Source organism: Sulfitobacter sp. CW3, from assembly GCF_019392245.1.
In the GTDB taxonomy this organism is placed as follows: Bacteria; Pseudomonadota; Alphaproteobacteria; order Rhodobacterales; family Rhodobacteraceae; genus Sulfitobacter.
In genome coordinates, this window is record NZ_JAHXRL010000004.1 from 407,070 (window position 1) to 432,843 (window position 25,774).

Sequence of the window (25,774 nt, forward strand, 5' to 3'; positions counted from 1 at the left end):
CAAGCAGGGTACTATCGGCAAGCGCAATGTAATCACGTCAATAGTATAAGGCGTTTCGCCGTGCTTGGTGTTGAGAGGCCGCCCCGTTTGCTTAAGTGACGCGTTCCTGGCACTGTGGCAAAGCTGCATCAGAGTCTCCAACATTGTGGCAAACCCAAGCACGATCCTTGCCAAAACAGGGGCAAAGGCGGACAAGACCCCTCATACCCTTTCCGGATTCCCCGGTCTGGGCATATGAATTCAAACCGAGGGATAACTCATGAAAAAAGTTCTCTTCGCTACAACAGCCCTGGTCGCGACCGCCGGCGTAGCAGCAGCAGACGTAACATTTGGTGGCTACGCACGTTTTGGTGTGCAGTATGACGACAGCGTAGCTGGCGTAAGCACCACAAACGTAACAAGCCGTTTCCGTTTGCAAATCGACGCAACTGCAGAATCTGACGCAGGCGTCACATTCGGTGCACGTGCTCGCATTCAGCAAAACAACTCCGACAACGCATTCAGCCCATCGGGCACAGGCCTCAACGGCGTACGCTTCTTCGCGCGCACCGGTGGTCTGGAAGTTGGCGTTGGTAACATCTTCGGCGCTCTGGAATTCATGCCTGGCATGTACCCAATCGACCTCGGTCTGACCGGTCTGGGCTATGACTACACAGCCTATGCCTACAACGCCGATGCATACTCCTCCGGTGGTGACGGCGCAGCCGGTGCCAACGGTTTCGAACTGATGTACTCCATGGGTGACTGGGGCATGCACTTGTCCGCGTCCGACGACAATGACCGCGTTGCGGGCTATGTTTCCTACTCCATGGCTGGCTTCACGTTCGCTTTGGGTGCACAAGACTCCAACCTGGCAACAGACACCGAGCTGGCAGCTACTGTAAGCAGCAAGCTGGGCATGGCAGACGTAACTCTGGCCTATGCTGACAACGGCACAAACGGTGACCACATCGTTCTGGCCGCAAGCTTTGACGTTGGCGCAGCCACGAACATCGAAGCATATGTTGCAGACGCCGAAAACCAGCCCGACACAGGCTACGGCATCGACTTTAACCACGACCTGGGCGGCGGTACATCGCTGCGTGGTGGTGTTGCGAAGCGTCTGACCGGTGCTACACGCGCAGACTTGGGTGTTCGCTTCAACTTCTAAGTTGATCTGAATACTTATCGATTTGGGGCAGGCCTTTGGTCTGCCCCTTTTCTTTTGTGCATAGCTGTTGTTCTGTGCGATCAGAAACAGAGGGCGAAATATGAGCTTGCACGACATTACCACACGTATTGAGAACGCGGAAAAAGACGCAGGCCGCGCGCCGGGCAGCGTCACATTGATAGCTGTTAGCAAAGTTCAGCCAAATGCGCGGGTTCAGGCCGTACTTGAACAGGGCCATCGCTGCTTTGGCGAAAATCGCGTGCAAGAAGCCGAAGGAAAATGGCCCGATTTCAAACAGCAGTTCGACGGGGTTGATCTGCATTTGATCGGACCGCTGCAATCGAACAAGGCGCGTGCTGCGATGGCGCTTTTCGATGCTATTCACACGTTGGACCGTCCAAAGCTGGCCACAAGCCTAGCCCGACTGGCCCAAGAACTGGGTCAATGTTCCGATATGTTTATCCAAGTGAACACCGGCGAAGAAGATCAGAAGGCGGGCGTCATGCCAGCGCAAGCTGACGCATTTATCAAGGAATGTCAGGGGCTTGACCTGCCCGTTCGCGGCTTGATGTGTATTCCGCCAGTGGACGAAGAAGCAGCTTTGCATTTCGCGCTGCTGGCCAAGATCGCCGCGCGCAACGGGCTGGATGGCCTTTCAATGGGTATGAGCAGCGACTTTGAGAAAGCGATCGCATTGGGTGCGACGCATGTTCGTGTCGGATCGGCGATATTTGGTGAACGGGTGGCTGGTTAACGGGCTTGGCGGGTTAAGCGGGTGGTGGATTAGCACCCACCCTACGCGACGATCAGACGGGTGTGCTGTTTGATCATTGGCGCAATGCTGTGCAGATGCGCCCGTGAGAGGGCAATACACCCCTCGGTCGGGAAGCCGGGTCTGCGGTATTGGTGAATAAAGATCGCCGAACCACGTCCCTTTACGGCGATAGGCCAGTTCCAGTCGGTCAGAATGATCAGGTCATATAACGGATCAGCGCGGCGAAGCTGTTCATGGCGGTGCGCATATGGCGCCCGGACCATTTTGTTATAGTCGCTGTCATTGACGTCATCAGACCATAAATCCAGCGGTCCAATCGGTTTCGCCCAATCGGTGGGCCGGGCCAGCCGATCAGGACGATACAGCATGCCAACGATCCTGTGGACGCCGCGCGGGGTCGCCCCGTCGCCTTCTTTTTTATGTGAGGTGATGCCGGTTTTACCGATTGTGCAGGGATAGACGTTGCCTTGAAACCGCAGCCCCGTGGGGGTCAGGACCATATCATCAGATGTCACAGAAGATGCCCGGACTTGGCAGCCTTGGTCGCAAGATATGCGGTATTATGGCGGTTTTCCCCCACCTTTAGCGCAACGCGTTCGGCCACTTTGATGCCGCTGGCCTCCATCATCTCGACTTTGCGGGGGTTGTTCGTCAACAGCCGTACAGCCGAAAAGCCCAAAGATTTCAGTATGTCAGACCCAAGGCGAAAATCGCGCTCATCGTCTTCAAAGCCCAAGCGGTGGTTTGCTTCAACGGTGTCAAACCCTTGATCTTGCAAGGAATAGGCGCGCATTTTATTCGCCAGCCCGATGCCGCGACCCTCTTGGTTCATGTATAGTAAGACGCCGTGCCCTTCGGCCCCCATTTGGGCAAGTGCTGCGTGCAACTGCGGCCCGCAATCGCATTTTAGGCTGCCCATCACATCGCCGGTAAAACAGGCAGAGTGCAACCGTGCCAGCACCGGTTTGGCGCGATCTGGGCGGCCAACTTCGATGGCATAATGTTCTTCGCCGCCATCATCGGGACGGAAAATATGCAGTCGTCCGGCCTCTGACGCCTCCATCGGGAGACGTGCGTTAACCACAGGATGCAAGGGGCTGCGGGCGGCAAGAACGGGCAGCGCGGCGCGCAATGACAGTGTTGTCAGGCCGTGTGTGGCCGCAAATCCGGCAGCATCAGGCAGGTCCAGCACGATGGCGGCGGGCAGCAAGCGCGCCGATTTGACCAGTTGCAGCGCAGCACCATGGGCCGTGGCATCCCCGCCGCGCGCGCATTTCAGCGGCCCTTTCATCGGGCTGCGCAGATCGTCCGCCGGATCGGCGATAGACTGCACCCATCTTGGCGTTGCATCAGGCGGCAGCACAACACGGGCGAGGGTACCATCATAGGCACGTGCCTTGAGGGTTTCGGCGCGCCGCGACGTGATTGCCAAAACCGGTTCCCCGCCAAGCGCAAGAAGGTCGGACAAGCGTTGCGGTGTCAATGTTTCAGCGGCGATTACCAGAACGGGGGCATCGCCCAGAAAAACGACAGGCACGCCCATACGCAGATCTGCCCGCGCCCGGGCCAGCTGTTCGGTGATATCGGGACTAAATGCCATCTTCGTGTAATCTTTCGCATCGGTTATTTTAAGATACTTAAGTGAGTTGCCCCCAAATTGAAACATTTGCCGTGTTTTGTGCACGGTCCTGTGAATAATTGGCTGTGCCCCTTGTCACACAGGTTTGTGAACACACCTTTAGATAAGTTAAAGAGGATGAGCGAATATGGCCCAGTTGAAAAAAATCCTGCTTGTCGACGATGATGACGACCTGCGCGATGCGTTGAGCGAGCAATTATTGCTGACCGAAGACTTTGACGTTTTCGAAGCTGCCAACGGGGCTGATGCCAAGTCTCGGGCCGCCGAGGCGCTGTATGATCTGGTGATCCTTGATGTTGGACTGCCCGACATTGATGGCCGTGATTTGTGCCGTGATCTGCGTACCCAAGGCGTGAAAAGCCCGATTTTGATGCTAACGGGCCATGACAGCGACGCGGATACGATCATGGGTCTGGACGCGGGTGCCAATGATTACGTCACCAAGCCATTCAAGTTTCCGGTCCTTCTGGCCCGCATTCGCGCACAGCTGCGCCAACACGAACAATCCGAAGAAGCGATTTTCCAGCTTGGCCCGTATACGTTCAAACCCTCTGCGAAACTGCTGATAACCGAGGACGATAAGAAAATTCGTCTGACCGAAAAAGAAACCAATATCTTGAAGTTTCTGTACCGCTCTGCGGCTGGCGTCGTGCCGCGCGATACCCTGTTGCACGAGGTGTGGGGATATAATGCGGGCGTCACCACGCACACGCTTGAAACCCATATTTACCGGTTGCGTCAAAAGATCGAGCCTGACCCCTCGAATGCACGAATTCTGGTAACTGAATCAGGTGGTTATAGATTAATTTCCTGACGGCGGAACCAAAGCGGCCTTGTGGCCGTTATAATCCCGAGTGGCGGGGTTTTCATGACCCGCCAATCGGTTTGAACCCGACTATTGTATCCGGGAATTGATACATACCTCCCTGTTGGACTAGGCCGGGCCTTTGTGCCCGGTCTTTTTTTGTCCGGCATCCCGATCAATTCGCCATGGTGGCCACGGCCGGTTTCGCGCTAGGGTGCGCGCGATCTGATTTGGGGGACGGTTCTTTGCCATTTACGCTAGCGACATGGAATATTAACTCGGTTCGACTGCGCGAGCCGCTTGTGCTGAAGCTGCTACAAGACCACGGGCCGGATGTGCTGTGCTTGCAGGAATGCAAAAGCCCGGTTGATAAAATCCCGACCGAAGCGTTTCATGCAGCGGGCTATACCCACATGGTTGCCCGCGGGCAGAAGGGGTATAATGGCGTTGCCATTCTATCGCGTCTGCCGCTTGAGGATGCGGGTGATCAGGATTTTGCGACATTAGGCCATGCGCGTCATGTCGCGGCCAGACTGGAAAACGGCGTGACCATCCAGAACTTTTATGTTCCCGCAGGTGGCGATGTGGCCGACCGCGAAGTGAACGAGAAATTTGGCCAGAAGCTGGATTATCTGGCGGATATGCGGGACTGGTTTCACAGCGACAAGCCGCAGAAATCCATCCTTGTTGGTGATCTGAACATCGCCCCGCGCGAGGATGACGTATGGGGGCATAAACAGCTTCTTAAGGTGGTCAGCCACACCCCGATCGAGGTGGAAAAACTGGCCGAAACGCAGAACGCGGGCGGTTTTGTCGATATCACGCGCCAAGACATCCCCGAGGGCAATTTGTACAGTTGGTGGTCATATCGCGCCAAGGATTGGGATGCCGCCGACAAGGGCCGGCGGCTTGACCATGTTTGGGCGACACCTGATATTTCCAACGCAGCGCATTCCAGCAAAATCTTGCGTGATGTGCGCGGTTGGGAAAAACCCAGCGACCACGTACCAGTCTTTGCGACATTCGACCTTTGAAATAGCGGGGCGTGCTCACATATAGAGAGCAACCCCAAGTGAGGATATTGATATGATGGATTTGAACCTTTCGCCTGCGCAAGACGCAAACCTGATCAAAGACACGACCGAGGCGACGTTCATGGCCGATGTGGTCGAGGCATCGCAAGACGTTCCGGTTATCGTTGATTTTTGGGCGCCGTGGTGCGGCCCTTGCAAGACGCTTGGCCCGATGCTGGAAGACGCGGTGCGCGCAGCCAAGGGCGCGGTCAAGATGGTCAAGATCAACGCGGACGAAGCCCAGCAAATCGTCGGGCAAATGCAAATTCAATCGCTGCCAACGGTCTATGCGTTCTACAAGGGCCAACCGGTTGACGGCTTCCAAGGCGCACAGCCACAGTCCGAGATCACAGCCTTTATCGAACGTGTGATCAAGGCCAGTGGCGGGGAGGCCCCCGGTGCCGCGTTGGACGAGGCCGTTGCCGCTGCCGAAGACATGCTGGCCGAGGGCGCAGCGCAGGACGCCGCTGATACCTTTGCTGCCATTCTGGGCGAAGACCCCAACCACGCAGGTGCTTACGGCGGCATGGTGCGCGCCTATATCGCGCTGGATAAGCTGGACGAAGCCGAAGCGCATCTGAACGGTGCGCCCATTGAAATCTCGACATCACCCGAGCTTGAAGCGGCGCATGCGCAGCTGGAACTGGCCCGTCAGGCTGCCGGTGCTGGTCCTGTTGCCGAATTGCAGACGGCTGTGGATGCCAACCCCGATGATCTGCAAGCGCGGTTTGATCTGGCCACAGCGCTTTATGCGCATGGTGAAGTTCAGGGTGCCGTTGACCATTTGCTGACCTTGTTTGGCAAGGATCGTGAATGGAATGACGGGGCCGCCAAGACACAGCTTTTCACCATATTCGATGCACTGAAGGCAAATGACCCGATCGCGCTGAATGGCCGTCGCAAGCTTAGCTCGATGATATTTGCTTAAGGTGTCTCACGCACTAGATAGAGCCTCATGATAAAGCAATCAGAGCTGCCAGATACGATCGCGATTTTTCCGCTGGGCGGGGCATTGTTGTTGCCCCGCTCGCGGTTGCCGCTACATATTTTTGAGCCCCGATATCTGCAAATGATCGAGGACAGCTTGAAGACGTCTGGCCGCCTGATCGGGATGGTTCAGCCGAATGTTGTGCCGGGCCGCGACGGGCCCGGTCTACAAACCATTGGCTGCGCGGGCCGGATTACCCAGTTCTCCGAGACGGAAGACGGGCGCTATATGATTACCCTTGGCGGGGTATCTCGTTTCCGTGTTGTGCAAGAGGTCGAAGGGTTCACACCCTACCGCCGCTGCGACGTAAGCTGGGACGGGTTTGAACGGGATCTGGGCAAAGACGAAGAAGACGTCGATTTTGACCGCGATCACTTTCTCGACACGCTTGGCCGCTATTTCGATGCGCGCAACCTGTCGGCGGATTGGGATACGTTACAAGAAGCGGATGATGAATTGCTGATCAATTCACTGTCGATGATGCTGGACCTCGAATCCGAGGACAAGCAGGCCCTGCTCGAGGCACCGTCGCTTTCGACGCGCCGTGAAACACTGCTGACATTGATTGAATACACCCTGCGTGGTGGCCATGAAGGGGAGATGATGAATTGAGCCGCGAAGAGATACAATTTGACCGCCGTATGCTGGAGGCGCTGATTTGTCCGCGCACGCAAACCACGCTGATCTATGACGCCGAAAACCAAGAACTGGTGTCCAAGGCGGCAGGGCTGGCCTATCCGATCCGCAACGGCATCCCGGTCATGCTGGTCGACGAAGCGCGGGTGTTGGACTAGCCACCTATAGCGGTTTGCCCCGCATTAAACGGGGCAGTTCCCCGGTTAATCCCGCAGCTTCGCGGATAAATCCGCGCCGCGCACCGGGCAGTGCATTGATGGCTGCCATCCCCACATCACGCGCGATTCGAAGTAATGAATTATCGTTTGAGAATAACCGGTTAAAGCTGTCAGTAGCTAGCGCAAGCGCGGTGTTATCAAAGCGTCTCCAGATTTGGTATTGATCCAAAACCGTAGCACTACCCACGTCCTGACCACGGCGCAGCGCGTCTGCAATCACCTCGGCCAAGGCCGCGACATCGCGCATCCCCGCATTCAACCCTTGGCCCGCGATTGGGTGGACGCCATGCGCCGCATCGCCCAGCAGCGCAACGCGGTCGGCGACCATGGCGTGCGCCAGTGACAGGCTCAGCGGATAGGTAAAGCGCGCGCCAGCCAGTGATATTTCACCCAGAAAGTCGCCAAACCTCGGGCGCAAAACATTCAGATAGGCGTCATCGGGCAACGCATTGATCCGGGCGGCGTTATCTGTGGTTTCGCTCCAAACGATAGAAGAACGATTTTCGGTCAACGGTAAGATCGCAAGCGGGCCGGGGGGCATAAAGAACTGATGCGCGACCCCGTCGTGGGGTTTTTCATGCAAAATCGCACAGACCAGCGCAGTTTGCGCATAGCCCCAACCGATACGTTTGATACCTGCGCGCATGGCTGTGCCCGAACCGCGGCCATCCGCGCCAACCAGCAGCTTTGCCCGCACGGTTTTGCCGCTGGCCAATGTCAGCGTGACACCCGATGCGTCCACATCCTGCGCTATGACGTCTTCGCCATTCAGCAGCGTAATACCTTCGGCGGCTTGGGTTGCATCGGCCAATGCGCGGCGCAAATAGCGGTCTTCGACCATATGACCCATCGGGCCTTCTTCGATCTCGGCATGATCGAAATGCATGAAAAACGGCGATGGCCCTTCGCCTGCGCGCCCGTCGGTTACTTTGATCTCAAGCATCGGCTGGGCATTTTCTGCCACGTCGCCCCAGACACCGATACCGTCCAGCAACCGCGTGGATGTCAGTGCCAGCGCATAGGATCGCCCGTCGAAACCGGTGTCTTTGCGCACATCGCTTTCCAACCGGTCAATAATGGTTGCCCGCAGGCCGATCTGGGCCAGTGCCAAACCCAAGGCGGGGCCGTTCAGCCCACCGCCAACGATTGCGATATCTGTGTCAAACTCCATGTGCTTCAATATGGTCTTGCGTCAGGGATTGTCCATGCGTGCAACCGCCGCTACCGTTCGTTTCAGCACATTAACGAGGGATCGATATGCAAGACTGGCTTACAATGACTGCGGCGGATTTGGGACGGGGCATTGAGGACGGACAAATTGATCCGGTTGGTTTGTGCAAAACATATCTGGATGCAATCGAAGCGCACCCGTTGCGAGACCAGATTTACGCCCGCGTCACAGCCGGCCGCGCCATGTCCGAGGCCAGCGCCGCATCGGTTCGCGCTAAGGCAGGGCAGCGGTTGTCGCCTTTGGATGGTGTACCAATCAGCTGGAAAGACTTGTTCGATACCGCCGATGTGGCGACCGAAGCGGGGTCTTTGCTGTTGAAAGACCGCATTCCGCAGGACGATGCCGAAGTTTTGAAAAACGCGACGGCGATGGGGTTGGTCTGCCTTGGCAAAACCCACATGAGCGAGCTGGCATTTTCGGGTTTGGGCCACAATCCGTCAACCGCAACGCCCCCATGTGTGAACGATCATGGGGCCGTTTCGGGGGGGTCTTCGTCGGGGGCGGCGGCATCGGTCGCATTTGGTCTGGCTGCTGCGGCGATCGGGTCTGACACGGGCGGTTCGGTGCGCATTCCGGCGGCGTGGAATGATCTGGTCGGGCTGAAAACCACGGCAGGTCGTGTGTCGTTGGAGGGCGTTGTGCCCCTTGCCAAGCAATTCGATACGGTGGGGCCGCTGTGCCGGTCGGTCGAAGATGCGGGCCTTTTGCTAGCCGCGCTTGAGGGGACGAAACCGGCTGATTTATCCAGCGTTGATCTGGAAGGTCGCCGGTTCGGGGTTTTGCGCACAGTCGCGATGGATGATGTGGCGGACATACCCGCAGCCGCCTTTGCCTCCGCGGTCGAAAAACTGAAGGACGCCGGTGCCATTGTCGAGGACCTGAACTTCGCCGATCTGGAAAACGCGATGCCGCTAAGTGGCTGTTTGTTCACCGCCGAAGCCTATGGCCTGTGGCGCGACGTAATCGAGGAAAATCCGGACGCGATGTTTGCGGAAATCCTTGAGCGGTTCCGGCTGGGTAAAAGCCATTCCGGCCCCGATTATGTTGCCGCTTGGGCCAAGCTGGAGGCGATACGCAAGCTCTATGCCCGTGCGACCGCCGGCTTTGACGCGGTGATCTTGCCGACCGCCCCGATCCTGCCGCCCAAGTTGGAAAGGCTGGAGGACGACCACGACTATTACGTGTCGGCCAACCTGTTGGCATTGCGCAACACGCGTATCGGCAACCTGATGGGGGTCTGCGCAATGACCTTGCCGACCGGCACTGCGTCTTGCGGGTTGATGATGATGGCAGCACCGGGTGCCGAGGAACGCCTGTTACGTCTGGCGGCAGCAGCACAAGAGGCATTGGCCTAAAAGACACAAAAGCTGCCTGATGTCCTAGATTCTCTGGACGTGAGGCAAGCCCTTGGGTAGTTTGGAAGAAACGGGGCGCTTATGATCCCGAACCCGAGGCAGTTTTGATGTTGTACCCCGAGCGGTTTTCGAACCTTCCGGCCCATGCGTGGCCGCGTCTACGTGCATTGCTTGACGTGCATGAAGGTGGCGGTGTGCCTATTCATATGACGATAGGCGAGCCGAAACATGCGTTTCCGGCCTGGGTTACTGATGTCATCGTGCAAAACGCCGCCGGATTTAACAGCTATCCCCCCAACGATGGATCGCCAGAATTGCGTGGCGCCATCGCTGATTGGATCAAGCGCCGCTATGACGTGACGGTGGATGCCGACACGCAAGTCATGGCGCTGAACGGCACGCGCGAAGGGCTGTATAATGCTGTGATGGCTGTTTGCCCTGAAACCAAGAACGGCCAAAAGCCGGCGATTTTGATGCCGAACCCGTTTTATCAGGTCTATATGATCGCGGCGATTTCCGGTGCCGCTGATCCGGTTATGGTCCCGGCAACGCTGGAAACCGGCCATCTGCCTGACTTTGCCAACCTGCCGGAGGACGTGCTGAACCGGACCACGGCCGCCTATATTTGTTCGCCCGCCAACCCGCAGGGCGCAGTGGCAAGCCGTGAATACTGGACCGAATTGCTGGCGCTGGCCGAGAAATACGATTTCAAGATTTTCGCCGATGAATGCTATTCCGAGATTTACCGCGATACGCCGCCCGTCGGTGCCTTGCAGGTCGCACAAGAAGTTGGCGCTGACCCCGACCGCGTTGTGATTTTCCATTCGCTGTCAAAACGGTCGAACTTGCCGGGCCTGCGGGCAGGCTTTGTCGCGAGCGGGCCGAACACCATGCGCGAGATCAAGCAGCTGCGCAATTATGCAGGCGCGCCGTTGCCGTTGCCTTTGCAGGCCGCTGCTGCAGCAGTGTGGGCAGACGAAGAACACGTGGCGGAAAACCGTGCGCTTTATATCGAGAAATACGAAGTGGCCGACCGCATTTTGGGCAATGTGCCCGGATACGTCAGCCCCGAGGCGGGGTTCTTTCTTTGGCTTCCGGTCGAGGATGACGAGGCCGCGGCGCTGAAACTGTGGCGCGAAACCGGTGTGCGGGTACTGCCCGGCGGCTATTTGGCGCAGACCGTGAACGGGGAAAACCCCGGCAAGAAATATATCCGGGTGGCCATGGTCGCCCCAATAGAAGAGACAACGCGCGGGATCCAAGCGATCCGTGATTGTCTCTATCCAGAATAAGACGAGGGATCAGAGCAATGGCATATCAGACACGCGGACGCGACCCCCTGCTGGACAGCAAGATGGCCGAGGCGATTGAAAAACGCGGCAAGGAATTGCTGGGCGTCGGGCTGATTGTGCTGGGTCTGATGGCGGCAATGATGATCGGCAGCTACACGCCGGATGATCCCAACTGGATGGTGTCCACCGACGCGCCTGCACAAAACTGGCTGGGCCGCATGGGCGCATCGCTGGCTGCACCGTTGTTTATGATTGTGGGTTGGGGCGCGTGGGCTGTTGCCGCGATCCTGCTGGCCTGGGGTGCGCGGTTTGCGTTGCACCGTGGTGCTGATCGCGCGATGGGGCGCTTGATCTTTGCGCCGATCGCGGTGGCACTTTGTTCGATCTATGGGGCAACTTTGACCCCCGATGCACAGTGGCTTCAGACCCACAGCTTTGGTCTGGGCGGGCTGTTTGGCGATACGGTGATGGGGGCGATCCTGACGATCTTGCCTATCGGGTCGATCTTTACGATCAAAATGATGTCAGTGCTGATGGGGCCGGCGATCCTTGCGCTTGGCGCGTTTGTTATGGGTTTCACCAAGGCCGAGCTGAGCCGCATTTTCCGGTTCATGCTGGTGGGTGTGATTATGGTCTATGCGGGTTTGATGAATTTGCTGGGCCGTGGGGCGTCTGGCGCGGTTGTGGCCGCACAAAAGGTGCAAGCGCGCCAATCCGAGCGCCGTGAACGCAACCGGGTCGAGGCAGAAGAAGACGCGGAATTTGCAGCGTCGCAGGCACAATATGCGACAGCGCCAACCCCGTTTGCAGCCCCGAAAACCGGCCTGCTGGCCAAAATGCCGGCGCTGGTAAAACGGGCCGGTCCAATGCCGGAACCCGAGCTGGTCGAGGATTGGTCCGATGTTGAAATCGACCAAGCCCCCAGTGATGACCGGATCAAATCAAAGATCGCTGATGTCATCAAAAGCCGCGTTCGCACTGCCAATGCGGTGCACACACCGACAACAACACCGCTGACACGTGGTCGCGGCCGTGGCCCTGATCCGCTCGTTCTTGATCCGACCCCGCGCAATCACATGCGCGAAGAGCCGCCCCTGACAGGTGCGGCCCGCGTCGAGCCGCCTTTGACGGTTTCGGGCCTGTCCAATGCGCAGTTCCAGCACGAAACGGATATCGCCGCGGATACTATGGCCTACCGCGAAGACGAGGCTTTGCCACTGCAAGAGGCAGCGGTCGATGACGCGATGAGTATCCCTGTCGCGGCACCGCGGAAAGTTGTCCAGCAACCGATCCGCAAAGCGATCCAACCCAGCAAAAAAGCCCAAGCCGAGGCCCAGCCCGGCCTGACGTTTGAGGACACGCACCCCGGTTTCGAATTGCCACCGCTGAACCTGCTTGAAAGCCCGGATGTCGTTGAACGGCTGCACCTGAGCGATGACGCGCTGGAAGAAAATGCGCGCATGCTGGAAAACGTGCTGGATGACTATGGCGTTAAGGGCGAAATCGTTGCCGTGCGTCCGGGCCCCGTTGTCACAATGTACGAACTTGAACCGGCACCCGGTTTGAAGGCCAGCCGTGTGATCGGTTTGGCGGATGACATCGCCCGGTCCATGGCCGCATTGTCCGCCCGTGTTTCGACTGTTCCGGGTCGCAGCGTCATCGGTATCGAATTGCCAAACGAAAACCGCGAGAAAGTTGTTCTGCGTGAAATTCTGGCCGCCCGTGATTTCGGCGACAGCACCATGCGCCTGCCGCTTGCCTTGGGCAAAGATATTGGTGGCGATCCTGTGGTCGCGAACCTTGCCAAGATGCCCCACCTGTTGATTGCGGGTACAACGGGGTCGGGTAAATCGGTGGCGATCAATACGATGATCTTGTCATTGCTGTACAAGCTGACACCCGAAGAATGCCGGATGATCATGATCGATCCCAAGATGCTGGAGCTGTCGGTTTATGACGGTATCCCGCATTTGCTGTCCCCCGTTGTGACCGACCCGAAAAAGGCTGTTGTCGCGCTGAAATGGACAGTGGGCGAGATGGAAGAACGGTATCGCAAAATGTCCAAAATGGGCGTGCGCAATATCGAAGGCTATAATGGCCGCGTGCGCGAAGCGCTGGCCAAAGACGAGTTGTTCAGCCGCACAGTGCAAACTGGATTTGACGAAGAAACCGGCGAACCCATCTTCGAGACGGATGAATTCAAGCCCGAAACATTGCCTTATATTGTCGTCATCGTCGATGAGATGGCCGATCTGATGATGGTTGCGGGCAAAGAGATCGAAGCCTGTATTCAGCGGCTTGCGCAGATGGCGCGTGCCTCGGGTATCCACCTGATTATGGCCACGCAACGCCCGTCGGTTGACGTAATTACCGGTACGATCAAGGCGAACTTTCCAACGCGGATTTCGTTTCAGGTAACGTCCAAGATCGACTCGCGGACCATTCTTGGTGAAATGGGCGCAGAGCAACTGCTGGGTATGGGTGATATGCTGTACATGGCGGGCGGGTCCAAAATTGTCCGTTGCCACGGGCCGTTCGTATCCGATGAAGAAGTCGAAGAAATCGTGAACCACCTGAAGGCTTATGGCGAACCGGACTATGTTTCGGGCGTGGTTGAAGGACCATCTGACGATCAAGAGGGCAGCATTGATGCCGTTTTGGGTCTGGGTGGCAACACCGATGGTGAAGACGCGCTGTATGACACCGCCGTCGCGATCGTGATAAAAGATCGCAAATGTTCGACCTCGTACATCCAGCGCAAACTGGCGATCGGCTATAACAAAGCCGCACGGCTGGTCGAGCAGATGGAAGAGCAGGGCCTCGTTTCCCCTGCAAACCACGTCGGTAAACGCGAAATACTGGTACCCGAGCAAGGGTAACCGGAACGAAAGACTTGGATGCGGGGTTGGCTTGGAAACGGGCTGGCCCCGTTTCGTTTATGGGCTGTTAGGCGATATCATGCCGCGTGATATCGCATATCATCGCACAAAACCCTATGTCTGGGGTGAGGCACCTGAATAATAATAGGAATACTTAGATGCGTTTTGTGACCACCACTGTTCTGGCTTTCGGCCTTGGTCTGGCGGCAGCACTTCCTGCGGCTGCCGAAAAGCTGCCCTTGAATGCGATTTCAAGCTATCTGAACGCGATGAAGACCGCACAGGGCGATTTCACCCAGATCAACGATGATGGATCGATCAGCACCGGTGTAATTTATATCAAACGTCCCGGCAAAGTGCGTTTTGAATATAACGCGCCTGATACGGGCATCGTGATCGCAGGTAGCAACACCGTTGTCATCTACGACAAAAAGTCGAACCAACCGGCGGAAACATATCCGCTGTCAAAGACGCCGCTTTCGATAATTTTGGCGGCAGATGTGAACTTGGGGCAGGCGAAAATGGTGACGGGCCACAGCTATGATGGGACATCGACAACCGTGCGGGCCCAAGACCCTGAACACCCTGAATATGGCAATATTGAACTTAAGTTTACGGGTAATCCCGTCGAACTGCGCCAGTGGGTGATCAATGACGGCAATGGCAGCCAGACCACTGTTGTTCTGGGCGAGCTGAAAAAGGGCGGCGCGCTGGCGAATAGTATATTTGATGTCAGCGGCAAGGCACCTCCCGTAAATCGCTAACCAAAAGGGCCGGGGGGATACACTAAACCCTCTTGCAATTTATGTTCTAGAGCCTCGTGCCGTCTCGCAATTTCAACGGGTCGGGACGAGGTTTCTTTACTCTGGCGCGGGGGATTTCGGCCTTGTCGATGTCCGCGTAGGACAAGCATAACCATGCCCGACACGAGCATGAACGAACCCAATAACACGGCGAGAGGCAAAGCGCGAAGTGGTGCACCGTGATGTGCCAGCACCGGGCTGCCGGGACAACGCGTGGATTCAGCCCTGCTCTGATACCAGACCGATGGTCCTGGTATCAGAGCTCACCAATCGATTCCCCGGGCCCTTTGCTTTACCAACGACGCAGGCGGCAACTCTCGATTTGACCTTGATACATATCGGCGCGCATTTGTACTTTGCGTGCGACCTCGATCAGCCATGGCTTTGAGTTATAGGTACGGCGCGCAAAACCGGTGTTGCCTTCGTGATACGCAAGATACTGGTTTTGCGCATCATGTAAGCCGATACCGTTTTTTGTACGGCTTTTGGTCATGTACCAGCCCATGAAATCGGCCGCGTCATCAATCTGGTCGCGCTTGGCAAAGCGGCGTCCGGCTTCCCTCAAATACTCGTCCCACGTGGCATCAAGCGCCTGACTATAGCCAAAGGCGCTGGACTGGCGCCCCATCGGGATCACACCGATCACATAGCGAAACGGTGTGCGCGCATCGGCGACGAATCTGCTTTCCTGATGGATCGTGGCCATCTGGACGTGCACAGGAACGCCCCAACGGCGTTCGCTTTTCCTGAAAGCTTTGTAGTAATTCGGGCGCTCCTTAAGAATCGTACACGCGTTATCCAACTCCCTTGGGGCATTGGAGGGACCGCCTCCACCACAAGATGCTAAAAACACAGCAATTATTAGGGCGCAAAAGGTTCTGCTCATCGGCCTCTCGCTTTGTCGTTTTATTATTTTGGATAGTTTACCAGATTTCCACGGGTGCGCCCACTGAAAATTTATAACAAAAACGCTAGCAGAATTGGCAAGGCGGCCACCGACATCAATGTCGATGCGACAACCAGCCCTGCCACCGATTGCGCGTCGGCACCGTATTTTTCAGCCAGCAAATATGACGTGACGGCGACGGGGGTGGCAACCTGCAGCACCAGAACGCCAAGCGCCGTGTGATCCAGCTCAAAATACATGCCTGCTGTCCACGCGATTGCGACGCAAATAACCAGCTTGATCGCCGACAGTACAACCGCACGACCAATGCCGCCGGGCGTCAATCGCGCCACGGCAACGCCCAAGGTGATCAGCATCATCGGGATCGCCATCTGCCCCAACAGGCTGAGCGTGTTTGTCAGAAACTTGGGCGTTTGCCAGCCTTGCACCAGAAACAGCGCGCCCAGTAGCGTGCCCCAAACCAGCGGTTCGCGCATGACTTTGCCGAATGACCCTGCGCCGGCGACCAGCCAAATGCCAAAGGTGAACGACCATATTGCCATGACCGCGAACACAACCACCGCATAGCTAAGCCCCGCATCCCCAAAGGCAAACAGCGCCAAAGGCAGGCCCAGATTGCCCGTATTGCCAAAAATCAACGGTGCCAGATAGGTCCGGCGATTTAGACCCATGCCCCAGACAACTGCCGCCGCCGTCAATGTGACACCACCATAGGCAACCACTGTCGCCAGCGACAAAGCGGTCAGCGCAGCGGGTTCAATCTGTGTGTTCATGAGGGACACAAAGATCAGGCAGGGCACGGATAGGGTCATCGCCAATTGGGTGACAAATTGGATGCGATATTCAAAGCCAAGCTTCACCCACGCAAAGCCAATCCCGGCAAGCAGGAACACCGGGGCGACGATCTCAAGCACTGTTAGCGTTAGGTTCACGCACTGTTTCCTTATCTTTGGGCTCGGACATTGGACAAATGCCCCTTGAAGGGACTACTAACGAAAGGTAGGTGCATCAATGTTATGATTAGAACACGCGCAAAATATCATCTGGGCCAGATCGTTCGCCACAAAAAACACCCGTTTCGCGGCGTGATTTTTGATGTCGATCCTGAATTTGCCAATACCGATGAATGGTACGAAGCGATTCCCGAAGACAGCCGACCGATAAAAGACCAGCCGTACTATCATCTGCTGGCTGAAAACGACCAAAGTTATTACGTGGCGTATGTGTCAGAACAGAACCTGGTCGCGGATTATTCTGGCGAACCTGTTGAACATCCTGACATCCCCGATTTGTTCGGCCCGTTGACCGATGGCGCATACCCCCTGCATTTCCAGCTGAACTAAGCCGGTAAGCCGGAAGGCGCGTTTCCACGCCCTCCGCTGTTGTTTAGTACCCCAATGCGCAGCCGTCTTTGCGCGGGTCACTTGCACCTTCTAGAACACCATCGCTGCGCAGCTTGATCGCCTGTGCGCCGCCGATCGCTGTTCGGGGAATCGCGACCCTATGGCCCATGTCCGACAGCTTGGCGCGGACATCGTCGGAATATCCGCTTTCGACGCTCAAGATGCCCTTGTCGGTGAACGCCCGGGGCGCATCAATGGCGGTCTGTGGGTCCATGCCAAAGTCGATCAGGTTTGAGACCAACCGCGCGTGACCGTTGGGTTGATACGCCCCGCCCATGACGCCGAACGGCATCATCACCTTGCCATTCTGGCGGATCATGCCGGGAATAATCGTGTGCATTGGGCGCTTGCCGCCTTGCAGCTCGTTCACGTGCCCTTCTTCAAGGGTAAAGCCCGCGCCACGGTTTTGCAGCAAGATGCCGAATTTGTCGGACGCAATGCCGGACCCGAAGCCGTGGAAAATCGAATAGATCAGCGAAACCGCCATGCCATCCTTGTCGACCACAGTGATATAGATGGTATCCTTGTGAACGGCTTCGGACAGTGGTTTTGGGTCGGCCATCGCCTTGGCCGGATTAATCAGCGCGGCCAGTTTCTGTGCGGTTGCCGGGTCCAGCATGTGTTCCAGACGCGATGTGTGATCGTGATCGGCAAGGAAACGGTTGCGCGCGTCATAGGCCAGCTTGGCGGCCTCTGCCTCGATGTGCACACGTTCTGCACCTAGCGGATCCATTGATGCGATGTCGAAATGGCTCAGCATATTCATCATCAAAAGCGCGGTCGCCCCTTGGCCGTTTGGCGCATGTTCCAACACTTCGAGGTCTTTATAGGTCGCCGCAATGGGGTCACCATAGGTGCAGGCGGTATTGGCAAAATCTTCGGTCGTGTGCAGACCGCCTAGCTTGCCAAGTGCTGCAACCATGTCTTCTGCGATTTCGCCGGTATAGAATGCGTCGCGGCCATCTTTGGCAACACGGCGCAGCACTTCGGCTTGGCCGGGCGCGCGAAAGATTGCACCAGATTGCGGGGCCTTGCCGTTCATGAGGTAAACGTCGCGTGCCTTGCCCTGCAATGTGCCCGCGTCATTGGCCCAGTCAAATGCCACGCGTGCTGCGACCGGCACGCCATTTTCAGCATAGTGAATTGCAGGTGCGAGCAGCGTATCAAGGCCCAGTTTACCAATATCGTTGGACAGCGTGCAGAATGCATCCATCGCGCCGGGAATTGATACAGCATGCGGGCTGGTCAAAGGCACAGTTGTTTCGCCTGCGTCCCGCAAGATCGCCGCGTTCAACGCTTGTGGCGCACGGCCCGAACCGTTCAGCGCATGCACATCGTCGCTGCCAGCAGGGGAATACAGCACAAAGCAATCCCCGCCGATTCCTGTCATTTGCGGTTCGCAAATCCCTAACAAAACGGCACCAGCAATGGCGGCATCCATCGCATTGCCGCCTTGTTCCAGAATGTTGATCGCTGTTTTGGCGGCCAAGGGATGGGACGTGGCACACATGCCATTTGTCGCCAGAACGGGGGACCGTCCGGGAAGTTGAAAGTCGCGCATGATGAAATTGTTCCTGTTGCGGTGGTTCTTTTTACGGAACCTAGCGCGCTGCAGGATGGAAAACCAATATTTTCTGGATGGGTAAGTCCTCAGCATCGCGCACTGGGTGGGGGCTATAAAACACGATGCTGAGGGAAGCTTTGTTGCAGCTACGCCGCTACGTATGACCTCAAAGCTGGGCAAAACTATGATGCCGCCGCGGCACTTTTGGGGTGAAAGGGTGGAACAGCATGTCCATTTGTGCCGCAGTGTGCGGACGGGTGCTGCAAGCGCAGCCTTATTAAGAAGGCTTTTGCGCGTTGTCAGTGATGGATGTGACCCCATCAAAGACGATGGTTAGCACATTGTGCTGGTTCACCCTGACATAAGAGATGTCGTGCGCCAAGTGGTGGATCAGGCCCCAGCCGTATCCCCCTTCCGGTAGCGATTTCGCGTGAGCGATGGTTCCGACTTGCTTCGGGCCCGGCGGTGTATGATTGGCAAACGGGATGCCGGAATCTTTGAAAACAAGCGAGATCAGATCGCCGTCTTGCGTACAGGATATCTGGATCGGTGCATCGTCTTGTCGCTCTGCCAAAGCATGCTCAACAATATTATTGAGCGTCTCCGCGATCACCAATTCGATGTCATCTAATTTTTCTGAGTTTCTGCAGATCGTGGACAGATGTGCCCGACACGTCGTTAGGGCATCCCTGACGGCCTGCGTTCTGCCCGCAAGCGACATCTCGAATACGCCCACAAACGCGTTGTCACGACCAACTTTATCCCCTTGATTGCGTGCGACCATTGCTACGATAGATCTTCCAGGGCGTGGCTGAGTGTCGGATACAGCGAAAACACACTGTCCATGCGCGTCAGACGAAAGACACGGTCCACAGGCGCTGTAAGCCCGGCAAGTACGAGGGTGCGCTGGGGTGCAAGGTGTTTCATCGTGGCGACGATTGCGCCCAACCCGCTGGAATCAATGAATACCACCGCACTTAGGTCCAATATGACCGTTGCTGGCGCGGTTTCGGTTATTTGCCGCACATTTTCCTTGAACTCTAACGCGACGGCAGCGTCAATTCGATCGTCAAGAACCGTCACCACTTGCAGTAGCTCTTCTGTTTCGGCCGAAAGTCTCATATTCTGGTCCCAAAGATAATGCAGTATCCCCGCTGGATACGGCAGATGTCTTACGATTCGGTTTTTAATTCTTTGGGGGGAGTTCAAAGTGCAAAAAGTTGTCATTGCAGGTGCGTCGCGCACGCCAATGGGTGGGTTTCAGGGTATTTTCGCAGATATGACCGCCGCCGACCTTGGCGGTCACGCGATCAAGGCCGCGTTGGACGGTGCCGGGGCTAAAACCGTAGACGAGGTTCTGATGGGCTGCGTTTTGCCCGCCGGCCAAGGCCAAGCACCTGCGCGTCAGGCCGGTTTCAAGGCTGGCCTTGGCGAAGAGGTGCCCGCCACGACGCTCAACAAGATGTGTGGCTCCGGGATGAAAGCCGCGATGATCGCCTTTGATCAGATTGCATTGGGCCACACAAATGTGATGGTCGCGGGCGGCATGGAAAGCATGACAAACGCGCCTTACGTTTTGCCGAAAATGCGTGGCGGGGCCCGCTTGGGCCATGCTCAGGTCATCGACCATATGTTTCTCGACGGTCTCGAAGACGCCTATGACAAAGGTCGCCTCATGGGCACCTTCGCCGAAGACTGCGCCGAGACGTTTCAATTTACCCGCGCCATTCAGGATGACTATGCCCTCGCGTCCCTGTCGCGCGCGCTAGAGGCACAATCCAGCGGCGCTTTCGATGACGAGATCGCGCAGATGGAGCTTGTCACGCGCAAAGGCAGCTCGACCGTCAGCGCAGACGAGCAACCTGCGAATGCGCGGCCCGAGAAGATACCGAACCTCAAGCCGGCCTTTCGCGAGGGTGGCACGGTCACTGCCGCAAACTCTTCGTCGATATCCGATGGTGCGGCGGCTCTTGTGCTCGCCTCCGAACAAGCGGCAGCTGATCAAGGGCTGACCGTTCGCGCCCATATTATGGGCCACGCCAGCCACGCTCAGGCCCCCGGTCTTTTCACCACCGCCCCAGTGCCCGCCGCACAAAAACTGCTCGACAGATTGGGGTGGCAAAAAGAAGACGTAGATCTGTGGGAGGTTAACGAAGCCTTCGCCGTTGTCCCGCTCGCTTTCATGCACGAGATGGGCCTGTCCCATGATATCGTGAACGTGAACGGTGGTGCCTGCGCGCTGGGCCACCCGATTGGCGCGTCAGGGGCTCGCATTATCGTCACGCTTCTGAATGCACTGGAAAAGCGTGGTCTTAAACGTGGCATCGCGGCGATTTGTATCGGGGGTGGCGAAGGAACGGCCATCGCGATTGAGCGCCCTTAATTTCCAAATGGATAAAAATCCTCGGGGGGATAGGGGGGCAGACAGCCCCCTTCAACCGTTGTTTCAAAAGGTGTCACATGAATATCGACTACGCTACCCTCGCCACAACGCTGCAATCGCTGACCGATGGCGAAACCGATGCGGTCGCCTTGATGGCCACAGTCGCGTGCGAGGTTCACCACGCCGATGACAGGTTCGATTGGACGGGGTTTTATCGGGTGACCGAACCAGAGCTGTTGAAGATCGGGCCGTATCAAGGTGGGCATGGATGCTTGGTCATTCCGTTTTCCCGTGGTGTTTGCGGTGCTGCGGCGCGCACGGGGCAGACCCAGTTGGTTGCCGATGTCGATGCGTTTGATGGGCATATTGCCTGCGCAAGCTCCACGCGGTCAGAGCTGGTTCTGCCGGTTTGGAACGGTGCCGGTGGCTTGATCGGCGTTTTCGATATCGACAGCAATCAACCCGATGCCTTTACCCAAACAGATGCTGACCAATTCCAAGCCATCTTAAAAAACTGCTTTGCTGCCGTGAAATAGTTCTGGATTTTTTCACGAAGCTGGGGCAGCGTGAAAAAACAAGCAGCAATTTCACGGATGCAGCACAGTGCAACACGCACCTCTTTCCACGTCCCAAACGCTCGGTGCCGATTTGCGCGCTTTGCGCAAGGCACGTGGGCTGACGCTGCATGATCTTGCCGAGACCCTAAACCGTTCTGTTGGCTGGATGAGCCAGGTTGAACGTGACCTCTCCGAGCCTTCCATCACCGACCTGCGCCATATCGCAAAAGCGTTAGGGGTGTCCGTGTCGATGCTGTTTCGGCATGCGGCCGCCCCCGCAAACGAGGCGGGGTTCATTGTGCGCAAGGGTGCCCGCCGCCCTATCGGATCCTCAGTGGCAGGGCTGGTCGAAGAATTGCTGTCCCCTGATCTGACCGATGACTTTGAAATGGTCCATTCGACGTTTCTGCCCTTTAGTCGGATCAAGGATCTGGTCGTGCGTCCCACCCAAGAGGTTGGATATCTGATCGCAGGCAGCCTTGAGATCGAGATCGACGGCACGAACCACACTCTTAACCCCGGCGACAGTTTCCGCGTACGCGGAGAGCCTTTTCGCTGGGCAAACCCCAACCCTGACCCCGCTGTTGCGATATGGGTCATTGCCCCCCCGGTGTATTAATGAGCTTTGAGGCATGGATCATATTCGCGTTGTTCTGGGTGGTGTTCGTGACCACACCTGGCCCGAACGCGGTCAATTGTATCAACAACGGCATGAACTTGGGTTTCAAGCGCGCGATGATCGGCGTCTTGGGGATATTGACACAGGCCTCGTTGTTTTTGGTTCTCTCGGCGTTTGGCATCACCGCCCTGATTGCGGCGTCCGAGACTGCATTTAATGTGGCGAAACTGATTGGTGCGGGGTTTTTGATCTACCTTGGCATTCGCGGATGGATGAACGCAAAAAAGGCCGTTAGCATCGTGGACCGGCCTACGCGGTCAATCTACCTTCGCGCCTTTGCCATCGCCACGATCAACCCCAAATCGGTTGCAGGCTACTTGGCGGCGTTCAGTCAGTTCGTGCAGCCAGACGTTCCGATCTGGGAACAAATGGTGGTGATTGTGCCCACCGCACTGACGCTCACGGCCCTTAGCTATACCGGGTTTACCGCCCTTGGTGCGGGCCTGGGACGCGCAGCGATGGGCGCGGTGCTTAATGTATGGGTGCGCCGTGTGATGGCTGGCAGCTTTATCCTGTATGGCATCTTGCTGGGTGCCGCATCTGCGCCGGCAGGCAGGGGATGACGATGCTTCAAGGAAGCTGCCTATGTGGTGCGATCACGTTTCAGGCTGACGCGCCAGCGCGGGACCCTGCTGCGTGTCATTGCACCCAGTGTCGCAAGCAGTCGGGGCATTATTGGGCGGCGGTTCAGGTTTTGGACGACGGGCTGAAAATATCAGGGTCACCAAAGTGGTACACGTCTTCGCCCGGCGTGCGTCGCGGATTTTGCCCAACCTGTGGCAGCTTCCTGTTCTGGAAATCAGACGCCGACCCGGACATGGGCGTTTCCCTTGGCGCGGTTGATGGACCCACAGGTTTGCATCTGACGCGGCATATCTTTGTCGCGGACAAGGGCGATTATTACGACATCATCGATGGTGTCCCCCAAGAGGAGCAAGAAGATGGCTGAGTTTCCAACCACAGCACGGGTTGTCATCATCGGCGGCGGTGTCGTCGGCGTGTCATCCCTGTACCATTTGGCCAAAATGGGCTGGACGGATTGCGTCTTGCTGGAAAAGAATGAACTGACCGCCGGATCGACATGGCATGCGGCAGGGAACTGCCCGAGTTTCAGCACTTCATGGGCCGTGATGAACATGCAGCGCTATTCGCTTGAACTGTACAAGGGGCTGGCAGACGAAGTCGATTATCCGATGAATTACCACGTCACCGGATCGGTCCGGTTGGCCCACGGCAAAAACCGCATGATGGAGTTCGAGCGCGCCTGCTCCATGGGCAATTATCAGGGTCTAAACCTCGAGATGATGGACCTTGCCGCGATCAAGGAAAAATACCCCTTTATCGAAACCCATGATCTGGCGGGCGGCCTGTATGACCCCGATGATGGGGATATTGACCCCGCTCAGCTGACCCAAGCATTGGCCAAAGGGGCCCGTGACATGGGCGCACGGATCGAACGGTTTTGCCCCGCGACGGGCGTAAGCCGCGAGAATGGCGAATGGATCGTACACACGGCCAAGGGCGATATCCGCTGCGAAAAGGTGGTGAACGCGGCGGGGTATTATGCGCAGCGCGTGGGCGAATGGTTCAAACCCTATGGCGGGCGCACGGTCCCCATGGCGACGATGAGCCATCAGTATTTCCTGACCGATGACATCCCCGAGCTTAAGGAATGGACCCAAGCGCACGGCCACAAGGTGCCGCTGTTGCGCGACGTCGACAGCTCTTACTACCTGCGGCAGGATAAATACGGCCTGAACCTTGGCCCCTACGAGCGGAACTGCAAAGGCCATTGGATGCAACCCGATGATCCGATGCCTGATGATTTCTCATTCCAACTATATCCCGACGATCTGGAACGGCTGGAATGGTACATCGAGGACGCAATGGCGCGTGTGCCGCTTCTTGGGACGGCCGGCGTGGGGCGCGTGATCAACGGCCCGATCCCCTATGCGCCGGATGGTCTGCCCCTGCTTGGGCCCATGCCCGGCGTGCCCAATGCGTACGAGGCTTGCGTGTTTACCTTTGGCATCACCCAAGGTGGTGGCGCGGGCAAAGTGCTGGCCGAATGGATCACCCAAGGCCAGACCGAATGGGATATGTGGGCAACGGACCCGCGCCGCTATACCGACTACACCGATCAGGATTACGCGAACCAAAAAGCGATCGAGGTGTACGGCCACGAATACGCCATGCATTTCCCGCGGCATACATGGCCCGCAGGCCGCAACAAAAAACTGTCGCCCGTGCATGACCGGATCATCGCCCAAGGCGGGCAAATGGGTCCCTACAACGGCTGGGAACGCGCCAATTGGTTCGCGCAACCGGGCGATGATGTGTCGGAAGAAGCGACACAGACATGGGACCGCAATGGCCCATGGGCACAGCGCATCCGCGAGGAATGCGAGGCCGTGCGCGATCATGTCGGTGTGCTGGACCTGCCGGGGTTCTCGCGCTTCAGCTTGTCCGGTGCAGGCGCTGCAGAATGGCTGCGGGAACGGATTACAGGCGGGCTGCCCAAGATCGGGCGCATGAACCTTGCCTATTTCGCAGATGACCGCGGGCGGGTTGTGACCGAAATGTCCTGCCTGCGCCACGGCGATGATGACTTTACGCTGATCACCGCCGCTTCGGCACAGTGGCACGATTTCGATGTGCTGCGCCCCGCGCAGGACGCTGGCCTGACGCTGATGGACCATAACCGTGACTTCTCGACGCTGATCGTTACAGGCCCGCAGTCACGTGATCTGTTCGTGGTGCTGGATACGCAGGCCGACCTGTCTGCCACATGGCTGTCGCATCAAACTGCGACTGTCGCCGGCATAAACTGCACCTTGGTGCGGGTCAGCTTTGCCGGCGAGCTGGGGTGGGAAATCCACGCAGCCAACGCAGACATGCCAGTGATTTATGATGCGGTGATTGCCGCCGGGGCAAAGGCGTTTGGCATGTGGGCGCTGAATTCACTGCGGATGGAAAAAGGCTATCGCGCGTGGAAGGGCGATTTGTCTACGGATTATACCCTGCTGCAAGGCGGGCTGGACCGGTTCGTGAAACTAGACAAACCGCAAGACTTCCCGGGCAAAGCCGCTTTGCAAAATGAACAGCAGCAAGGGGTTTCAAAACGCTTTGTCACGTTGGTTGTCGAAGCGGGTGATCAGGATGCGCCTTATATGTCTACGCTCTGGCACGACGGCGAGGTGGTTGGCGAAACGACCTCGGGTGATTGGGGATACCGTGTGAACAAATCAATCGCTTTCGGGATGCTGCGGGCCGACCTTGCGAGCGTCGGAACAGAGGTCTACGTGGATATCTTCGGCACCAAGTGTCGCGCAATTGTTCAGGCGGACCAACCGCTGTGGGATCCGGAAAACGAACGCCTGCGGGCGTAGTCGTTTTCTTTGAAGAAAACGGGTCGGAATTTTTGAAAAATTCCCGCT

At 57.1% G+C, this 25,774-nt stretch carries 26 protein-coding genes; 18 read left to right on the plus strand and 8 right to left on the minus strand.

Annotation, left to right across the window (positions count from 1 at the left end):
* Positions 1–259 precede the first annotated feature (259 nt).
* Together KZZ06_RS12045 and KZZ06_RS12050 are read left to right on the plus strand one after the other, a co-directional pair.
* The gene (locus tag KZZ06_RS12045) at positions 260–1,150 is read left to right on the plus strand and encodes a porin (RefSeq protein WP_219580288.1); all 891 of its coding nucleotides are present in this window, start codon (positions 260–262) and stop codon (positions 1,148–1,150) included.
* Between the two features lie 100 nt (positions 1,151–1,250).
* On the plus strand, positions 1,251–1,904 hold the full coding sequence (locus KZZ06_RS12050) for a YggS family pyridoxal phosphate-dependent enzyme (protein WP_219580289.1): 654 nt from the start codon (positions 1,251–1,253) through the stop codon (positions 1,902–1,904).
* Positions 1,905–1,945: 41 nt separating this feature from the next.
* Here KZZ06_RS12050 and KZZ06_RS12055 read toward each other — a convergent pair whose 3' ends face one another.
* The gene (locus KZZ06_RS12055) at positions 1,946–2,440 is read right to left on the minus strand and encodes a L,D-transpeptidase (RefSeq protein ID WP_219580291.1); all 495 of its coding nucleotides are present in this window, start codon (positions 2,438–2,440) and stop codon (positions 1,946–1,948) included.
* Complete coding sequence (ribA, locus tag KZZ06_RS12060; protein WP_219580292.1) at positions 2,437–3,525, minus strand: GTP cyclohydrolase II; 1,089 nt, start codon at positions 3,523–3,525, stop codon at positions 2,437–2,439. Before ribA ends, KZZ06_RS12055 begins: the two co-directional genes overlap by 4 nt.
* A 166-nt stretch (positions 3,526–3,691) precedes the next feature.
* Between ribA and KZZ06_RS12065 the strand changes: the two genes are divergently transcribed.
* From KZZ06_RS12065 to KZZ06_RS12085, 5 genes are all read left to right on the plus strand, one after another.
* The gene (locus KZZ06_RS12065; protein WP_219580293.1) at positions 3,692–4,378 is read left to right on the plus strand and encodes a response regulator transcription factor; all 687 of its coding nucleotides are present in this window, start codon (positions 3,692–3,694) and stop codon (positions 4,376–4,378) included.
* A gap of 236 nt (positions 4,379–4,614) precedes the next feature.
* Positions 4,615–5,403, plus strand: a complete 789-nt coding sequence (locus KZZ06_RS12070; protein WP_219580294.1) for an exodeoxyribonuclease III — start codon at positions 4,615–4,617, stop codon at positions 5,401–5,403.
* Positions 5,404–5,455: 52 nt separating this feature from the next.
* Positions 5,456–6,370 (plus strand): thioredoxin, encoded by a 915-nt coding sequence (gene trxA / locus KZZ06_RS12075; protein ID WP_219580295.1) that lies wholly within the window; start codon positions 5,456–5,458, stop codon positions 6,368–6,370.
* A 27-nt stretch (positions 6,371–6,397) separates the two neighbouring features.
* Positions 6,398–7,042, plus strand: a complete 645-nt coding sequence (locus KZZ06_RS12080) for an LON peptidase substrate-binding domain-containing protein (protein WP_219580296.1) — start codon at positions 6,398–6,400, stop codon at positions 7,040–7,042.
* Positions 7,039–7,224, plus strand: coding sequence for a Trm112 family protein (locus KZZ06_RS12085; protein ID WP_257884323.1), 186 nt, complete (start codon positions 7,039–7,041; stop codon positions 7,222–7,224). The genes KZZ06_RS12080 and KZZ06_RS12085 overlap by 4 nt, the downstream gene beginning before the upstream one ends.
* A gap of 4 nt (positions 7,225–7,228) precedes the next feature.
* Here KZZ06_RS12085 and KZZ06_RS12090 read toward each other — a convergent pair whose 3' ends face one another.
* The gene (locus KZZ06_RS12090) at positions 7,229–8,455 is read right to left on the minus strand and encodes an FAD-dependent monooxygenase (RefSeq protein WP_219580297.1); all 1,227 of its coding nucleotides are present in this window, start codon (positions 8,453–8,455) and stop codon (positions 7,229–7,231) included.
* Between the two features lie 86 nt (positions 8,456–8,541).
* Between KZZ06_RS12090 and KZZ06_RS12095 the strand changes: the two genes are divergently transcribed.
* The 4 genes from KZZ06_RS12095 to KZZ06_RS12110 all read left to right on the plus strand — a co-directional run bounded on the left by KZZ06_RS12095 (position 8,542) and on the right by KZZ06_RS12110 (position 14,805).
* Complete coding sequence (locus KZZ06_RS12095; protein WP_219580298.1) at positions 8,542–9,870, plus strand: amidase; 1,329 nt, start codon at positions 8,542–8,544, stop codon at positions 9,868–9,870.
* A gap of 107 nt (positions 9,871–9,977) precedes the next feature.
* The gene (locus KZZ06_RS12100) at positions 9,978–11,162 is read left to right on the plus strand and encodes an aminotransferase class I/II-fold pyridoxal phosphate-dependent enzyme (RefSeq protein WP_219580299.1); all 1,185 of its coding nucleotides are present in this window, start codon (positions 9,978–9,980) and stop codon (positions 11,160–11,162) included.
* Positions 11,163–11,179: 17 nt separating this feature from the next.
* Positions 11,180–14,041, plus strand: coding sequence for a DNA translocase FtsK (locus KZZ06_RS12105; protein WP_219580300.1), 2,862 nt, complete (start codon positions 11,180–11,182; stop codon positions 14,039–14,041).
* Positions 14,042–14,199: 158 nt separating this feature from the next.
* On the plus strand, positions 14,200–14,805 hold the full coding sequence (locus KZZ06_RS12110; protein ID WP_219580301.1) for an outer membrane lipoprotein carrier protein LolA: 606 nt from the start codon (positions 14,200–14,202) through the stop codon (positions 14,803–14,805).
* A 331-nt stretch (positions 14,806–15,136) separates the two neighbouring features.
* Here KZZ06_RS12110 and KZZ06_RS12115 read toward each other — a convergent pair whose 3' ends face one another.
* Both KZZ06_RS12115 and KZZ06_RS12120 read right to left on the minus strand, forming a co-directional pair.
* Positions 15,137–15,730, minus strand: a complete 594-nt coding sequence (locus KZZ06_RS12115) for a lytic transglycosylase (protein WP_219580302.1) — start codon at positions 15,728–15,730, stop codon at positions 15,137–15,139.
* Between the two features lie 71 nt (positions 15,731–15,801).
* On the minus strand, positions 15,802–16,683 hold the full coding sequence (locus KZZ06_RS12120) for an AEC family transporter (RefSeq protein WP_219580303.1): 882 nt from the start codon (positions 16,681–16,683) through the stop codon (positions 15,802–15,804).
* Positions 16,684–16,767: 84 nt separating this feature from the next.
* On the opposite strand from KZZ06_RS12120, the gene hspQ reads away from it, so the two are divergent.
* On the plus strand, positions 16,768–17,094 hold the full coding sequence (gene hspQ, locus KZZ06_RS12125; protein WP_219580304.1) for a heat shock protein HspQ: 327 nt from the start codon (positions 16,768–16,770) through the stop codon (positions 17,092–17,094).
* Between the two features lie 43 nt (positions 17,095–17,137).
* On the opposite strand, the gene ggt is transcribed toward hspQ, so the two are convergent.
* From ggt to KZZ06_RS12140, 3 genes are all read right to left on the minus strand, one after another.
* Positions 17,138–18,715: a gamma-glutamyltransferase gene (ggt, locus tag KZZ06_RS12130; protein ID WP_219580305.1), complete on the minus strand. Its 1,578-nt coding sequence runs from the start codon at positions 18,713–18,715 to the stop codon at positions 17,138–17,140.
* 280 nt (positions 18,716–18,995) lie between these two features.
* Positions 18,996–19,502, minus strand: coding sequence for an ATP-binding protein (locus KZZ06_RS12135; RefSeq protein ID WP_219580306.1), 507 nt, complete (start codon positions 19,500–19,502; stop codon positions 18,996–18,998).
* A 2-nt stretch (positions 19,503–19,504) separates the two neighbouring features.
* Complete coding sequence (locus KZZ06_RS12140; RefSeq protein WP_219580307.1) at positions 19,505–19,840, minus strand: STAS domain-containing protein; 336 nt, start codon at positions 19,838–19,840, stop codon at positions 19,505–19,507.
* An 88-nt stretch (positions 19,841–19,928) separates the two neighbouring features.
* Between KZZ06_RS12140 and KZZ06_RS12145 the strand changes: the two genes are divergently transcribed.
* The 6 genes from KZZ06_RS12145 to KZZ06_RS12170 all read left to right on the plus strand — a co-directional run bounded on the left by KZZ06_RS12145 (position 19,929) and on the right by KZZ06_RS12170 (position 25,726).
* The gene (locus tag KZZ06_RS12145; RefSeq protein ID WP_219580308.1) at positions 19,929–21,101 is read left to right on the plus strand and encodes an acetyl-CoA C-acyltransferase; all 1,173 of its coding nucleotides are present in this window, start codon (positions 19,929–19,931) and stop codon (positions 21,099–21,101) included.
* Between the two features lie 77 nt (positions 21,102–21,178).
* Positions 21,179–21,637, plus strand: coding sequence for a GAF domain-containing protein (locus KZZ06_RS12150; RefSeq protein WP_219580309.1), 459 nt, complete (start codon positions 21,179–21,181; stop codon positions 21,635–21,637).
* 67 nt (positions 21,638–21,704) lie between these two features.
* The gene (locus KZZ06_RS12155) at positions 21,705–22,277 is read left to right on the plus strand and encodes a helix-turn-helix domain-containing protein (protein ID WP_219580311.1); all 573 of its coding nucleotides are present in this window, start codon (positions 21,705–21,707) and stop codon (positions 22,275–22,277) included.
* A complete protein-coding gene (locus KZZ06_RS12160) occupies positions 22,277–22,900 on the plus strand; it encodes a LysE family translocator (protein WP_219580312.1) in 624 nt (207 codons plus the stop codon). The genes KZZ06_RS12155 and KZZ06_RS12160 overlap by 1 nt, the downstream gene beginning before the upstream one ends.
* A gap of 2 nt (positions 22,901–22,902) precedes the next feature.
* Entirely contained in the window at positions 22,903–23,286 is a 384-nt protein-coding gene (locus KZZ06_RS12165) for a GFA family protein (protein ID WP_219580313.1), read from the plus strand.
* On the plus strand, positions 23,279–25,726 hold the full coding sequence (locus KZZ06_RS12170) for an FAD-dependent oxidoreductase (protein ID WP_219580314.1): 2,448 nt from the start codon (positions 23,279–23,281) through the stop codon (positions 25,724–25,726). Before KZZ06_RS12165 ends, KZZ06_RS12170 begins: the two co-directional genes overlap by 8 nt.
* The last annotated feature ends 48 nt before the right edge of the window (positions 25,727–25,774 follow it).

Excerpts from the sequence above, each read along its gene's own strand:
- KZZ06_RS12045 (WP_219580288.1), top strand. The coding sequence starts at position 260 with ATGAAAAAAGTTCTCTTCGCTACAACAGCCCTGGTCGCGACCGCCGGC.
- KZZ06_RS12050 (WP_219580289.1), top strand. The coding sequence starts at position 1,251 with ATGAGCTTGCACGACATTACCACACGTATTGAGAACGCGGAAAAAGAC.
- ribA (WP_219580292.1), bottom strand. The coding sequence starts at position 3,525 with ATGGCATTTAGTCCCGATATCACCGAACAGCTGGCCCGGGCGCGGGCA.
- KZZ06_RS12065 (WP_219580293.1), top strand. The coding sequence starts at position 3,692 with ATGGCCCAGTTGAAAAAAATCCTGCTTGTCGACGATGATGACGACCTG.
- trxA (WP_219580295.1), top strand. The coding sequence starts at position 5,456 with ATGATGGATTTGAACCTTTCGCCTGCGCAAGACGCAAACCTGATCAAA.
- KZZ06_RS12080 (WP_219580296.1), top strand. The coding sequence starts at position 6,398 with ATGATAAAGCAATCAGAGCTGCCAGATACGATCGCGATTTTTCCGCTG.
- KZZ06_RS12090 (WP_219580297.1), bottom strand. The coding sequence starts at position 8,455 with ATGGAGTTTGACACAGATATCGCAATCGTTGGCGGTGGGCTGAACGGC.
- KZZ06_RS12095 (WP_219580298.1), top strand. The coding sequence starts at position 8,542 with ATGCAAGACTGGCTTACAATGACTGCGGCGGATTTGGGACGGGGCATT.
- KZZ06_RS12100 (WP_219580299.1), top strand. The coding sequence starts at position 9,978 with ATGTTGTACCCCGAGCGGTTTTCGAACCTTCCGGCCCATGCGTGGCCG.
- KZZ06_RS12105 (WP_219580300.1), top strand. The coding sequence starts at position 11,180 with ATGGCATATCAGACACGCGGACGCGACCCCCTGCTGGACAGCAAGATG.
- KZZ06_RS12110 (WP_219580301.1), top strand. The coding sequence starts at position 14,200 with ATGCGTTTTGTGACCACCACTGTTCTGGCTTTCGGCCTTGGTCTGGCG.
- KZZ06_RS12115 (WP_219580302.1), bottom strand. The coding sequence starts at position 15,730 with ATGAGCAGAACCTTTTGCGCCCTAATAATTGCTGTGTTTTTAGCATCT.
- hspQ (WP_219580304.1), top strand. The coding sequence starts at position 16,768 with ATGATTAGAACACGCGCAAAATATCATCTGGGCCAGATCGTTCGCCAC.
- ggt (WP_219580305.1), bottom strand. The coding sequence starts at position 18,715 with ATGCGCGACTTTCAACTTCCCGGACGGTCCCCCGTTCTGGCGACAAAT.
- KZZ06_RS12135 (WP_219580306.1), bottom strand. The coding sequence starts at position 19,502 with ATGGTCGCACGCAATCAAGGGGATAAAGTTGGTCGTGACAACGCGTTT.
- KZZ06_RS12140 (WP_219580307.1), bottom strand. The coding sequence starts at position 19,840 with ATGAGACTTTCGGCCGAAACAGAAGAGCTACTGCAAGTGGTGACGGTT.
- KZZ06_RS12150 (WP_219580309.1), top strand. The coding sequence starts at position 21,179 with ATGAATATCGACTACGCTACCCTCGCCACAACGCTGCAATCGCTGACC.
- KZZ06_RS12160 (WP_219580312.1), top strand. The coding sequence starts at position 22,277 with ATGAGCTTTGAGGCATGGATCATATTCGCGTTGTTCTGGGTGGTGTTC.
- KZZ06_RS12165 (WP_219580313.1), top strand. The coding sequence starts at position 22,903 with ATGCTTCAAGGAAGCTGCCTATGTGGTGCGATCACGTTTCAGGCTGAC.
- KZZ06_RS12170 (WP_219580314.1), top strand. The coding sequence starts at position 23,279 with ATGGCTGAGTTTCCAACCACAGCACGGGTTGTCATCATCGGCGGCGGT.